Genomic DNA, 13,471 nt, shown 5'->3' with positions numbered 1-13,471 from the left:
CCACCCGGGCGAAGGCCGGGGCCCATGAACTACCATCTTCGAAACCGATGCGCTAAGCTTGGTTCGCTGGTGACCAAAGTTGTGGTTCATGGGCCCCGGCCTTCGCCGGGGTGACAAAGAAGAGGTCAGAACTTCAACCCCGCCTCCACCCCGATCACCCGGCGCTGTCCCGGCGAGATGAACGATCCGCCGAACTCGATCGCGGGGATGACTTCGTTCAGATACTTCTTGTCGAAGGCGTTGATGGCGAACGCCGTCAGGGTCCAGTTGCTGCCCTCCAGGCCGGCGCGGAAGTTGAACGTGCCGAAGGCCTTGCGCTGCGACACGTCCCAGGTGGCGTCGCCGACGAAGCCGGGGAGCGCCAGTGCCGAGATCGGCAGCAGCGCGCTGAAGATCGTCGGCTTGGTCTGGTTCTGCACCGAATGGAACCAGGTCGGCCCGGTCAGGCGGAAATCGGCGCGGAACACGCCCTTAAGCCTGTCGGTGAACGGCACCACAACCTGGGTGCCGGCGTTCAGCGTATAATCGGCGGTGTAGGGCGACTTGTTGCCGACAGTATCCGGCCGGCTGCTGTTCTGCTTGATCTCGCTGCCGGTGATGTTGCCGGATCCGAACACCGACCAGCCATCGATGATGCGGGCGTTCAGCGTCAGTTCGCCGCCATAGACGTCGACCTTGTCGATGTTCGACACGACGCGCAGCAGCCCGAAGCCGCCGACGAAGAATTCGAAGAACTGCATGTCGCGGATGGTCGTGTAATAACCCGCCAGGTCATAGCCGACGCGGCCGTCGAGGATGGCGCCCTTCAGCCCGACCTCGAAGGCGCTCGAGCGTTCCTTGCGATACTGGTCGTTGATGGCGACGCCGGCGTTGATGGTGCCGACGGCGCCGTTGTTGAAGTTGTTGTTGACGATGGCGGCGGAGCCCTGGTTGTTGAAGCCGCCCGATTTGAAGCCGACGCCCCAGTTGGCGAAGAACACCGCTTCATCGGCGAGCTTGTAGCGCAGGGTCACCTTGGGCTGCAGCTGCTTGAAGGTGGCGCTCTTGCCGCCCAGGGGTCCGGTGGTCTGGCCCGGATTGATCGGCCCGCCGGTGATCGGATCGCTGACGAACGGCACCAGGCTTTCGGCGGCGCGGTCCTCGATGTCGTAGCGCAGCGCGGTGCCGATGGTCAGCCGGTCGTCGGGCGACCAGTCCAGCGAGCCGAAGCCGGCATAGACGTTGGTGGCAAAGCGGTCGGCGAACAGTTGCGAGGTCGGGTTGCTGCTGTTCGGGCCGTTGTACAGCTGCGGGATGACACCCTGGCCGAGGTCGGCACCGAGGCTGACGCCGGTGCGGCGCTTGATGTTGAGGTAATAGGCGCCGAGCGACCAGCTGACCGGGCCATCGGTCGTCGACGAGACGCGGACCTCGGCGGAGATGTCGGCCTGGGTGCGCTTTTGATATTGGGTGCCGTCGCAGGTCGTCGGCGAATAGGCGCCGAGCGTCGAGCCATTGACCGGATCGAAGATGAACGGCACTGGCGTCGCGCCGATGAAGGTCGGCGGGTTGAGCGGATAGCCGGTCAGCTGTGCCGTCGAGGCGAAGCAGGCGTTGCTGGCGGCGACGCTGGCCGGCGTCGCACCGGGGAAGGTGTAGCGGGCGAAATCGGCCGAGGTGCCGTCGGCGGTCAGGTCCTGTTTCACATCGGCATAGAGCGCCCAGGCCGACAGCTTCACGCCGTCGAAGTCATGGTCGATCTTGGCCGAAAACTCGATAGTTTCCTGGTCGTTGGTCGGGCGGATGTTGGAATAATAGCGGAACGGGTGGGTGTTGACGTCCTCGTAGAAGGCCGGGTTCACCGCGGCGAAGTTGGGCAGCGCGAAGGCGGCGTTGAAGTTGATCGAGGCGCCCGACAGCCTGGCATAGCGGCCCTTCAGGTCGAGCGTCGTCCTGTCGCCGAGCCGGGCGATGATGCGGCCGTCGATGCCATAGGTCTCCTGGTCGTCCACGGTCTTGGAATTGCCGAGGAACTCGTTGCGCCAGAAACCGTCGGTAGTGCGGTAATTGCCCGACAGGACAAAGCCGATATCGGGGGTGATGGGCCCCGCGACATAGGCCGAGACCTCGCCGGTCTTCAGCTCGCCATAGCTGCCCTTGATGGCACCTTCGAAGCTGTCGCCGGGCTTGACGGTGGTCATCACGATGGCGCCGGCGGCGGCGTTGCGGCCGTAGATGGCACCTTGCGGACCTTTCAGCACCTCGATCTGGCGGACGGTGCCCTGGTTCTGGTTGAGCTGGGCGGTGTTGGTCTTGAGGATGCCGTCGACGACGAGGGCGACGCTGCTTTCGGCATCGCGGGCGCCGTTGAGGCCGCGGATATTGATCTGGGTGTCGCCGGCCTCGGCGGTGCCGGTGACGATGGTGACACCGGGGACGAGCTGGACGAAATCCTGGGCGCGGACGACGCCCGTGCGGGCGAGCGTCTCGCTGGTCAGCACGCTGACGCTTGCCGGTACGTCGATCAGCCGTTCGGTATCCCGGCGGGCGGTGACGAGGATCTCGCCATCGTCGGCGGCGCCGGGCGTGGCGGCGGCACTCTGCGCCGCGGCGGGTGCCGAAATGCCGGCGAACAGCCCGGCCACCAAGGCGGCGGTGGCGAGCAGATGACCCCTGCGATGCATGTTGCGAACCATCTCGAACCCCCGAAGCATTTCGCCGGCACCCGCAGCCCGGCCCCGCTGTTCATATTATTGTATACAAATTACCGGGGTCAAGCCTTCCGCACCGGGACCGGATCGTTTACGGTGCCGGCTGCGATGTTTCTGCAACAGGCGGATCGACGGGTTTGATGTCCAGGGCGTCCGAACGGGCCTATGCCGAGATCCGCGGCCTGATCCTGTCGGGGGATGCCCCGCCCGGATCGCCGCTGACGGAAGAGGCGCTGGCCGACATCTGCGGCGTGTCGCGGACGCCGGTGCGCGAGGCGTTGCGCCGGCTGGAATCCGAGCTGTATGTCGTGCGGTCGGAAAGCCAGCGGCTGTTCGTCGCCAGCTGGAATGCCGAGGACCTGGCCGAGATGTTCGCGTTGCGGGCGATGCTGGAGGCGCACGCCGCGGCACGGGCGGCAACGCGGATTTCAGACGACGCGCTCGAGGCGCTGCGGGAGAGCAATGCGCGGCTGGCGGCGGCGATCGCGGCGGAGGTGCCCGATGTGGCGACGTTCCTGGCGGAAAACCGGGCGTTTCACGAGATCGTGATTACCGCCGCGGAATCACCGCGGCTGGCGACGATGCTGGCGGCGCTGGTCGAACAGCCGGTCGTGCGGCGGACGGCGGCGCGGTACAACCGGGCCGAGCTGGCGCGATCGGCGCATGAACATGGCGAACTGGTCCAGGCGTTCGCGGCGCGCGACGCGGTATGGGCCCAGGCGGTGATGACCGGGCATATCCGGCGGGCGTTTCACGCGTTTTCGGCGGCGGAGCCGGTTAAGTAGAGGGGGCGGCTGTGGCCTTCGTCCCGGACGCGGGGCAGAAAACGAGTATCTGCAGTGGGTGGATAGCGGAGGTTTCGGTCTAGTCCTCGGCGTCCATGATCGGCTGTCGATTTACCTGGCGGCGAACGATGTCGATGCCGATAGCGCTGAACAGGACGATCCCATAGCTCCCGCCGAGAAGCACAGCCGCCGCGATCAACACTGTGGACCAGTACCGGGTTAGCTCTACGCCAACCATGCGGACGATGAACGCAGCTGCGAGAATGGAGAGGAACGCCAGTATGATGCCGCTACCTAAAAAGTAGCCCCGCAGGCGCCGGCGAGCGCGTTTCAGGCGTGCAGGTTCCATCATCTTCGGGAAGATGCCAGCGCGTCGCAATGTCCGCTAGTGGGCGAGAGCAGCTTTTATGCTCCCTCCCTATTAGTCAGCGCTGCAGTCCCGCCAGATAGGCCAGTGCCTGGGCCTCGCTCACCAGGTCCGCGCTCTTCGCCGCCAGGTCGAACAGATTGGCGGCATGCACGCCCGCGTCCCGGTCCCCCACCGCATCCGTCACCACCAGCGGCACGAAGCCATGGCAGATCGCGTCCACTGCCGAGGCGCGGACGCAGCCCGACGTGGAGAGGCCGGTGACGAGGATGGTGTCGATACCGCGGGCGTGGAGATGCTCGGCGAGGCGCGTGCCGAAAAAGGCGCTGGGATAATGTTTGGTCACCACCTCGTCGCCGGGCAGCGGCGCCAGTTCCGGGGTGAAATCGCCAAGCGGATTGCCGCGCTCGAAGCATTTCAGCGCGGCGATCTTTTTATAGAATAGGCCGCCTTCATGGCCGTCGGCGGAATATTCGACGCGGGTGAAGACGCACGGCACGCCGGCGGCGCGGGCGGCGGTGTGGAGGCGGGCGGCGCTGGCGCGGGCGGCCTCGACGCCGGCGTAGAGAGGGGAAGCAGCGTCGAAATAAGCGCGGGAGAAATCGATCAGCAGCAGGACCGGCTTGCGGCCGGGCGCCAGGCTGGCGCCGAAACCGGCGGCGGCATAGTCCTGCCCCGGATCGTCGACCGCGCGCGTCATCCCGCCTCCCTCTGCCTGTTCGCAAGGTCTATACAGGCCGTCCGGCAATTTGTATACAAATCGGCATGAGTCTTGACCCCGTCCAGATCGTTGAAGTTTCGCCCCGCGACGGCTTGCAGAACGAAAAGGGCTGGGTCGAAACCGTCGACAAGCTGGCGCTGATCGGCCGGCTGGTGGCGATGGGGGCGACCCGGATCGAGGTAGCGAGCTTCGTCAATCCGCGCCGCGTGCCGCAGATGGCGGATGCGGAGGCCGTGGTCGCTGGGCTGCCCGATGCGCCGGGGGTGCGTTACATCGGCCTGTGCCTCAACGAACGCGGCGTCGACCGGGCGATTGCCAGCCGCGATGGCGCCGGGCGGGGGCTGGACGAGGCGGGCTGCGTGCTGGTCGCCACCGATGGCTTCGGCATCGTCAACCAGGGCCAGACGGTCGCCGACGGCATTGTCGCCAACACCGCGATGCTGGCCAAGGCGCGTGCCGCCGGGCTGTTCGCCCAGGTCACCATCTCCGCGGCGTTCGGCTGCCCCTATGACGGCCATGTGCCGGCCGAGCGGGTGGTCGAGCTGGCGGCGCGCATGGCCGACGCCGGGGCGCAGGAGATTGCGCTGGCCGATACCATCGGGGTCGGGGTGCCAAGCCAAGTGGGCGACCTGGTCGGCGCGGTGATCGACAAGATCGGCGAAATCCCCATCCGCCTGCACCTGCACGACACGCGTGGCCTGGCGCCGGCCAATGCCTGGGCGGGCTATCAGGCGGGCTGCCGGGTGTTCGATTCGGCGCTCGGTGGCCTTGGCGGCTGTCCGTTCGCGCCGGGGGCGGCGGGCAATGTCGGCACCGAGGAGCTGGTCTATCTGTTCGGGCGGTCGGGGGTTGTGACCGGGCTCGACATCGATGCCGCGGTTACCGCCAATCACTGGTTCGCCGGCATCATGGGCCGGGCGCTGCCCAGCCGCGTCGGCAAGGCCGGGGACTTCACAGTAAAGGGGGCCACAGTGCAGGAGTATTCGGTTTGAGCTATCGCCTGGGGGTCGACGTCGGGGGCACGTTCACCGATCTGCTGGTCATCGATGAAGCCAGCGGCCGCACGTTTCGCGACAAGGTGCCATCGACGCCGCATGATCCGTCGGAAGCGGTGATCGCCGGCGCCCGGCAGCTGTGCGACCGTGCCGGCATCGCGCCGGGGGAGCTGGCGCTGTTCCTGCACGGCACCACCGTCGCCACCAACGCCGTGCTGGAGCACAAGATCGCGCGGGTCGGGCTGATCGTCACCGAGGGCTATCGCCACGTCCTGCAGATCGCGCGCAGCCTGGTGCCGGGGGGCCTCGCCGCCTGGATCGTCTGGCCCAAGCCCGAGCCGATGGCGCCGCTGGAAGCGACGATCGAGGCGCCGGAGCGGATGGGCGCCGACGGCGTGGCGGTCCGGGCGCTGGACGAGGCGCAGTTGCGCATCAATTTGAGGCGACTGGCCGAGGAGAAGGTCGAGGCGATCACCGTCTGCCTGATCAATTCGTACATGAATGCGGCGCACGAGCGCCGGGTGGCTGAGATCTGCGCCGAGGAGCTGCCCGACATTCCGGTCAGCATCAGCGCCGATATCCTGCCCGAGATGCAGGAATATGAGCGCACGCTGACGACGGTCGCCAACAGCGCGGTGCGCCCGACGGTGTCGCGCTATGTCGGCAACCTGGAGCGCGAGCTGGCGGCCTGGGGCACGCCGGCCAAGCTGAGCCTGCTGCGGTCCGATGGTGGCCTGATGTCGGCGGAAAAGTCGCGCAACGCGCCGGTCAACCTGCTGATGTCCGGCCCCGCCGGCGGTGTGGCGGGGGCAGTGTGGATCGCGAAGAACAGCGGCCATGCCAATGTGCTGACGCTCGACATGGGCGGCACCAGCACCGATGTCGCGCTGATCGAGGATTATCAGGCGCGGTTGCGGCGGGAGACCAGCGTCGGCCATCTGACGGTGCGGGCGTCGTCGCTCGATGTGAAGACGGTTGGCGCCGGGGGTGGCTCGATCGCCAGCGTGCCGGAATTGACTAGGGCGTTACGCGTCGGCCCGCAGTCCGCCGGCGCGGTGCCGGGGCCGGCCGCCTATGGCCGTGGCGGCGTGGTGCCGACGGTGACCGATGCCAATGTCGTGCTGGGTTATCTGCCCGAGAATCTGCTCGGCGGGGCGTTCAAGCTCGATCGCGAGGCGGCGCGGGCGGCGGTGCAGACGGTCGCCGATGCGCTGGGGCTGGGCCCGATGGAGGCGGCGGCCGGCATCATCGCGATCGTCAACGAGACGATGTACGGCGCGCTGCGGCTGGTTTCGATCAGCCAGGGCTATGATCCGCGTGATTTCGCGCTGATGGCGTTCGGCGGCGCCGGGCCGCTGCATGGCAATGCCATGGGCACGCTGATGGGGTCGTGGCCGGTGATCATCCCGCCCAGCCCGGGCGTGCTCTGTGCCTATGGCGATGCGACGACGCGGCTGCGTGTCGATGCCCAGCGCAGCTTCAACAAGCTGGTGACGCAGACCGACGATGCCGAGGTCGGCGCCGTGATCGAGGAGATCATCGCCCAGGTCATGGCCGAACTGGCGGCGGAAGGCGTGCCGCCCGCCGACCAGGAACTGCGGGTGGAGATCGACATCCGCTATGCCGGCCAGGCGTTCGAGGTGCCGCTGTTCTCGCCGCAGGGATCGACCATTGCCGACCTGACGGCGCGCTTCGATGCCGAGCACAAGCGGCTGTTCACCTTCAATCTCAGCGTGCCGCAGGAGCTGGTCAACATCCGCGTCGTGGCGCTGGGCAAGGCGGCGAATGTGTCGGCGGAGCGGATTCCGAGGGGTGATGGCAACCCGATTGCCGCCAAGCTGCGCGACCATGAGGTCTGGATGGACGGCGCGGCACGGCCGGCGGTAATCTATGACCGGTCGAAACTGCGCGCCGGCGATGTGGTCACGGGGCCGGCGATCGTCACCGAGATGGATTCGACGACGCTGGTGCATCTCGGCCATGCGGCGCTTGTCGATGATTTCGGCAACCTTCTGATCAATCCGGCCTGAGGGAAACTTATGCCCGCCCAGATCATCGAGACCAACCCGTCGCCCTTCGCCGCGGTGAAGATCGACCCCGTCACCCTCGACATCGTCGAGAACGCGCTGCGCAATGCGCGGATCGAGATGGATGCGACGCTGGTGCGCACCGCCATGTCGCCGGGCATCCGTGAACAGGGCGATGCCTTTCCGCTGATCGCCAACCCGCGCGGGCAGATGATCGTCGGCCAGTTCGGCAGCTTCATCGACGGCTTTTTGCGTGGCTTCGACGGCACCATCGAGGAGGGCGACATGATCCTCCTCAGCGATCCGTACAGCTGCGATGGTGCGGTAAGTCATTCGAATGACTGGCTGGTGCTGCTGCCGGTCTATCGCGGCGGGCGGCTGGTGGCCTGGACGGCGATGTTCGGCCACCAGAGCGATATCGGCGGCAAGGTTGCCGGATCGATGCCGATCGACGCGCGCGCGATCTTCGAGGAAGGCGTCCGCATCCCGCCGGTGAAGATCTATGCGAAGGGCGCCTACAACGAGGACCTCATCCGCCTCATCATGCACCAGACGCGCAAGCCCGACTGGTGCGCCGCCGACCTCAACGCCCTGATCGCCGCCTGCCGGGTCGCCGCGCGCCGGGTCGAGGAAATGTGCGCGCGCTTCGGCGACGATGTCGTGGTTGCCGCAATGGACGACCTGCTCGCCCGCAACCATCGCGCCATGAAGGCGCTGATCGCCACCTCGGTCAGCACCGATGCGGTCAGCTTCGAGGACTATATCTGCGACGATGGCGTCGGCTTCGGCCCGTACAAGATCAAGTGCACGATGCAGCGCGTCGGCGACAAGGTGGTGCTCGATTTCGCCGGCACCGATCCGCAATCCGACGCGTCGATCAATTTCTATTTGAACGAGAACATGTTCAAGATGTTCTTCGGCATCTACATGATCATGGTCTTCGATCCGCAGATCATGTTCAACGACGGCTTCTACGACCTGATCGAGGTGAAGATCCCGCAGGGGTCGCTGCTGAAGCCCAATTACCCCGCCGCCTTGTCGGGCCGCACCCATGCGCTGGGTCGCATCTTCGATATCCTGGGCGGCTTGCTCGGCCAGCGCACGCCGGAATTCCTGTGTGCCGCCGGCTTCTCGTCGTCGCCGCACCTGATGTATTCGGGCCGTGACAATCGGCCGGGCAAGAACGGCGAATGGTTCCAGCTGTTCCAGATCGGTTTCGGCGGCATCCCCGGCAAGCCGTTCGGCGACGGGCCGGACGGTCACTCGCTGTGGCCGGGCTTCACCAATGTGCCCAACGAGTTTCTCGAGCGCTACTTCCCGCTGCGCATCGAACGCTACGAGGCGCTGGCCGATACCGGCGGCGCGGGGCTGAACCGCGGCGGCAACGGCATATTGATGTCGTATCGCTTCCTCGCGGCGGGTACCGTCTCCATCCACGACGATCGCTGGTTCACCTATCCCTGGGGCGTCAACGGCGGTGCGCCCGGCACCCGGGCGCGCAAGATTCTCGAAAAGCCCGATGGCAGCCAGACCATCGTCGCCAACAAGCTCGACAGCCTTGCCGTCGAGGCCGACGATGTGCTGCACTTCATCACCTGGGGCGGCGGCGGCTGGGGCGACCCGCTGCACCGCGATCCGGCGCTGGTGGTGAAGGAGATCCGCCAGGGCCTCGTCACTGCGGCGGGCGCGCGGTCCTATGGCGTCGTCGTCGATGCCGCCGGCGGGCTCGATGTGGCCGCGACCGAGGCCTTGCGCGCCGAAATGGCGGCGGCACCCAAACCGGCCAACGACCTGTTCAACTTCGGCGGCGATATCGAGGTGCTGCGCGCCGCCTGTCTCGCCGAAACCGGCCTGCCGGCGCCGAAACCGCCCGTGTGGCATCACGCGGTGGCCGCCGAATGAGCTTTACGGAGAATACGGGGCCGCTCGCCGGCATCCGCGTCGTCGAGATGGGCCAGCTGATCGCGGGGCCGTTCTGCGGGCAGTTGCTCGGCGACATGGGCGCCGAAGTGATCAAGGTCGAGCCGCCGGGGCAGGGCGACCCGATGCGCGTCTGGGGCCGCGGCGATTATCCTTTGTGGTGGGAAGTCGTCGCGCGCAACAAGAAGGCGGTGAGCGCCGATTTGCGCCAGCCCGAGGGCCAGACACTGGCGAAAAAGCTGATCGCCACCGCCGACATATTGATCGAGAATTTCCGCCCCGGCACGCTGGAAAAATGGGGCATGGCGCCCGAGGCGCTGCACGCGATGAACCCCGGGCTGATCATCGTCCGCGTCTCCGGCTATGGCCAGACCGGGCCGTACAGCGAACGCGCCGGGTTCGGCGGCATCGGCGAGGCCATGGGCGGCTGGCGCGCCATCGTCGGCGACCCCGACCGGCCGCCGTCGCGCATGGGCGTCAGCATCGGTGACAGCCTGGCCGCCACCTATGGCTGCATGGGCGCGCTCGCCGCGCTGCGCCACCGCGACCAGACCGGCGAGGGCCAGGTCGTCGATTCCTCGCTGTACGAATCGGTGCTGCAGGTAATGGAAAGCCTGGTGCCGGAATATTCGGCGTCGGGCTATGTCCGCGAACGGTCCGGCAGTTTCCTGCCCGGCATCGCGCCGTCGAACGTCTATCCGACCAGCGACGGCGAATATCTGATCGGCGCCAATCAGGACACGGTGTTCGGCCGGCTGTGCGCGGCGATGGGCCGGCCCGAGCTCGCGAAGGACCCCCGCTATGTCGACCATGTCAGCCGTGGTCGCCACCAGGCCGAGCTCGACGCGCTGATCGGCGACTGGACGCGCACGCTGACCATTGCCGAGCTGGAGGCGCTGATGATCCGCCACGGCGTCCCGGCGGGCAAGCTTTATCGTCCGCAGGACATGCTCGACGACCCGCATTTCCAGGCCCGCGAGGCGATCATCGACATGCCGCACCCGCGCTGGGGGACGGTGAAGATGCAGAATGTGTTTCCGAAGCTGTCGAAGACGCCGGGCAGCGTGCGCCGAGCGGCGCCTGCCACCATCGGCCAGGATAATGCGCAAGTGTATCGCGACGCACTGGGGTTGAGCGAGGCGCAGATCGCGGATCTGGCGGCGCGGGGGGTGATATAGGGGCGATGCCGTCGATCGCCTGCAGCTTGCCGCCGTGTCCTGTCTGGGCTTCGATCGGCCCTATTTGACGAAGGTCATGTAGTAGGTCGGCTTGATACCCAGGCTTGCGCCGGTGTTTTTCATAACCTCGCCCATTTCATAGTCGCTGCTGCCGAGCGCATTGACACCGCCTTCGAGCGTCAGTGCCTTTTCCTCAGCTGCCAGCTTCAGGTCGTTCGCGCCGTTAAACAGGGCTTGGGCAGGCATGTTCATGCGATCTGTCTGCGATGCCTTTGTTAGTCCGGGCGCGCCCGACATGCCAATTCGGATCCGGCCTTGCTCGGTGGATTTCAGCGAATTGGCGCGATTGCGCAAAGCGCCGGTGTGGATCGCCTTGAGGGTCGCCCCTTCGTCGGTCAGGCTCTGGCCGGAATCGTTGGTCGGCATGATGTTGCGGACGAACATGAAATGCACCTCGTTCTGACCGAACGCCTTGGAGTCACGCGTCACATCGGCGTTCGCCTTCAGGGCACAAGTCTGTGTGGGCTTGGCCCAGGCCATGGCGGTCTTCAACTTCTGCTTGGCCTCGAGGAAGATCGGGCTGTCTTCTTTTTCATAGATGTTGATGTCGGCGTGAAACCTGATCCGCTCGCTGGTGCCGGGATAAACCCTGGTCTTCAGGGCGAACAACAGTCCCGCCGCATGGACAGAATTGCCGGAACCTTCCCAGCGCAGCTGGATGGGCTTGTCCTGACCGAGTTCGACCGCCTTGCTGAAAACTTTTTCGACGTCGCTCATCGCCTTGTCCCCCGTCGCCCGCGCGGTGTTGTGCTGTTGCCACCGGCGTGACCAAGGAATCGTTACTATCAACGATTCATTTCGAAATATTTATCTTTGGTGCCTCGAAACGTGTCGCGTACTTTACGGGGCGGGCGCCAGGCTTCGGCAGGCCATAGCTTACCCCAGCCACCCCGCCGTCTGCGCCGCCAGCCACAGGCCGAGCCCCAGGAACAGCAGCGCCGCGGCGACATGCACCGTCCGCAGCGGCACGCGCTCGATGATCCTTTGCCCCAGCAGCACCGCCGGCACATTGGCGGCCATCATGCCGAGCGTTGTGCCGATGGCGACCGGCAGCACATCGTGGAAGCGGGCGCCCAGCGCGATCGTCGCGACCTGGGTCTTGTCGCCGATCTCCACGATGAAAAAGGCGATGAGCGTCGTCAGGAACGGACCGTACTGCGCCGGCTTGTCCTCGACATCGATCCTGTCGGGCACCAGCGTCCAGGCAGCCATGGCGATGAACGAGGCGGCGACGGCATAGCGGAACACGGGGCCATCGAACCAGGCGGCGAGCGCGGCGCCGGCCCAGGCAGCCAGCGCATGGTTGGCGAGGGTGGCAACGAAGATGCCGGCGATGACCGGCCAGGCGCGCCGGAAGCGGCAGGCCAGCACGATGGCCAGCAACTGCGTCTTGTCGCCCATTTCGGCGAGCGCGACGATGCCGCCGGAGGTGAGCAGCGGGGTCAGGATCATGGACAATCCGGAGGCCAGGCAGGAGGGACGCAATGACGCCGCGCCCCCCGCCCGGCCGGGACAGGGGTGCAGCGTCATCGGTCTCGCCCGAACGGATTGCTCCGTCCTTCCCTGCACCACGGCCTCTCGACCGAGCATGTTGACGCAAGGGTCCGCGTCGGGACGCGGCCGGCTACTCCCCGGATGACGCCTCGCGATAGCGCCAACCGTGTTGCAGCGCAATGACGGTAATGGCTTGCCGATCGGATGCGGCGGGCGCAACGAAGGCGGCATGAGCCTATTCCATGTTGTCGCCGTGGCGACGCTGCTGGCCAACGCGCCGCCCGTCGCGAATGTGCCGCCGATCGAACCGCAGTCGCAACCGCAGTCACAGGGCCAGCCGCTGATCCCGCCGGCCAGCATCGACAATTCGCTGGAGGTGACCGGCGAGAGCCTTGCCGCCGAGGAAAAGCGCAGTCGGCTGTTCATCGATGTCATGGTCAACAACAAGGGCCCGTTCCGCTTCCTCGTCGACAGCGGCGCCGACCGCTCGGTGGTCAGCCTGGCGCTCGCCGAGCAGCTGGCCCTGCCGGCCGGCGAGCCCAAGCGGCTGCAGGGCATGGCCGGCATGATGATGGTGCCGACCGTCCGTATCGACACGCTCGGCATCGGACGCAGCGAGATGACCGATATTGTCGCGCCGGCGCTGTCGGGGCGCGACCTCGGCGCCGACGGGCTGATCGGCATCGATGCGCTCGCCGACCAGCGGCTGCTGCTCGATTTCGCCGCCAAGACCATCACCGTGCAGGATTCGCGCGAACGCGAGGCGCGAATGGACGGCGAGATCGTCGTCACCGCGCGGCGGCGCAAGGGCCAGTTGATCCTGACCCAGGCCTATGTCGGCGATACACGGATCAGCGCCGTCATCGATACCGGATCGGAGATCACGCTCGGCAACCTGGCGCTGCGCAAACGCTACCTCGGGCGCCGCAACCCCGACACGCTGAAGACCATCTCGATGCTGAGCGTCACCGGCCAGACCCTCACCGCAACCGTGGCGACGCTGCCGGAGGTGCGGATCGGCGGCGTCATCCTCAGCAATGTCACCATCGCCTTTGCCGATGCGCCGCCGTTCCGGCTGTTCGGGCTCGACAAGGAACCGGCGCTGTTCCTCGGCTCCGACCTGCTCGAATCCTTTCGCCGCGTGTCGCTCGATTTCCGCCATCGCAAGGTGCGCTTCACGCTGCGACGCTGATGCGGCGACATCTTGTGTTGCCGGAAAGCCACACCATATCCG

Annotated in this window: 11 protein-coding genes; 6 read left to right on the top strand and 5 right to left on the bottom strand. The window is 66.5% G+C overall.

The window, feature by feature from the left end; all coding sequences use genetic code 11:
• Positions 1-125: 125 nt before the first annotated feature.
• The gene (locus tag ACP7AI_RS14475; protein ID WP_426168760.1) at positions 126-2,663 is read right to left on the bottom strand and encodes a TonB-dependent receptor; all 2,538 of its coding nucleotides are present in this window, start codon (positions 2,661-2,663) and stop codon (positions 126-128) included.
• A gap of 167 nt (positions 2,664-2,830) precedes the next feature.
• On the opposite strand from ACP7AI_RS14475, the gene ACP7AI_RS14470 reads away from it, so the two are divergent.
• Positions 2,831-3,475, top strand: a complete 645-nt coding sequence (locus ACP7AI_RS14470; RefSeq protein WP_426168758.1) for a GntR family transcriptional regulator — start codon at positions 2,831-2,833, stop codon at positions 3,473-3,475.
• A gap of 79 nt (positions 3,476-3,554) precedes the next feature.
• Here the strand turns inward: ACP7AI_RS14470 and ACP7AI_RS14465 are convergent, their stop codons facing one another.
• Together ACP7AI_RS14465 and ACP7AI_RS14460 are read right to left on the bottom strand one after the other, a co-directional pair.
• Positions 3,555-3,827: a hypothetical protein gene (locus tag ACP7AI_RS14465; RefSeq protein WP_426168755.1), complete on the bottom strand. Its 273-nt coding sequence runs from the start codon at positions 3,825-3,827 to the stop codon at positions 3,555-3,557.
• Positions 3,828-3,900: 73 nt separating this feature from the next.
• Positions 3,901-4,542 carry an isochorismatase family protein gene (locus tag ACP7AI_RS14460; RefSeq protein WP_426168752.1) on the bottom strand — a complete coding sequence of 214 codons (642 nt, stop codon included), beginning with the start codon at positions 4,540-4,542 and terminating at the stop codon, positions 3,901-3,903.
• A 65-nt stretch (positions 4,543-4,607) separates the two neighbouring features.
• On the opposite strand from ACP7AI_RS14460, the gene ACP7AI_RS14455 reads away from it, so the two are divergent.
• The 4 genes from ACP7AI_RS14455 to ACP7AI_RS14440 are packed head-to-tail and all read left to right on the top strand — an operon-like array spanning position 4,608 to position 10,683.
• Complete coding sequence (locus tag ACP7AI_RS14455) at positions 4,608-5,555, top strand: hydroxymethylglutaryl-CoA lyase (RefSeq protein WP_426168750.1); 948 nt, start codon at positions 4,608-4,610, stop codon at positions 5,553-5,555.
• Positions 5,552-7,588, top strand: coding sequence for a hydantoinase/oxoprolinase family protein (locus ACP7AI_RS14450; protein ID WP_426168748.1), 2,037 nt, complete (start codon positions 5,552-5,554; stop codon positions 7,586-7,588). The genes ACP7AI_RS14455 and ACP7AI_RS14450 overlap by 4 nt, the downstream gene beginning before the upstream one ends.
• Before the next feature lie 9 nt (positions 7,589-7,597).
• Entirely contained in the window at positions 7,598-9,487 is a 1,890-nt protein-coding gene (locus tag ACP7AI_RS14445) for a hydantoinase B/oxoprolinase family protein (protein WP_426168745.1), read from the top strand.
• Entirely contained in the window at positions 9,484-10,683 is a 1,200-nt protein-coding gene (locus tag ACP7AI_RS14440) for a CaiB/BaiF CoA transferase family protein (RefSeq protein WP_426168743.1), read from the top strand. The genes ACP7AI_RS14445 and ACP7AI_RS14440 overlap by 4 nt, the downstream gene beginning before the upstream one ends.
• Before the next feature lie 60 nt (positions 10,684-10,743).
• Here ACP7AI_RS14440 and ACP7AI_RS14435 read toward each other — a convergent pair whose 3' ends face one another.
• Both ACP7AI_RS14435 and ACP7AI_RS14430 read right to left on the bottom strand, forming a co-directional pair.
• A complete protein-coding gene (locus tag ACP7AI_RS14435) occupies positions 10,744-11,460 on the bottom strand; it encodes a hypothetical protein (RefSeq protein WP_426168741.1) in 717 nt (238 codons plus the stop codon).
• A gap of 159 nt (positions 11,461-11,619) precedes the next feature.
• The gene (locus ACP7AI_RS14430) at positions 11,620-12,189 is read right to left on the bottom strand and encodes a TMEM165/GDT1 family protein (RefSeq protein ID WP_426170144.1); all 570 of its coding nucleotides are present in this window, start codon (positions 12,187-12,189) and stop codon (positions 11,620-11,622) included.
• Between the two features lie 277 nt (positions 12,190-12,466).
• Here ACP7AI_RS14430 and ACP7AI_RS14425 point away from each other — a divergent pair, with 277 nt between their 5' ends.
• A complete protein-coding gene (locus ACP7AI_RS14425; RefSeq protein WP_426168738.1) occupies positions 12,467-13,429 on the top strand; it encodes an aspartyl protease family protein in 963 nt (320 codons plus the stop codon).
• Positions 13,430-13,471: the final 42 nt, after the last annotated feature.

Origin of the sequence: Sandarakinorhabdus sp. DWP1-3-1 (genome assembly GCF_049896705.1) — a bacterium.
Lineage (GTDB): Bacteria > Pseudomonadota > Alphaproteobacteria > Sphingomonadales > Sphingomonadaceae > Sandarakinorhabdus.
The sequence above is the reverse complement of the archived record's forward strand: the minus strand, read 5'-3'. Positions and strand labels throughout refer to the sequence as shown.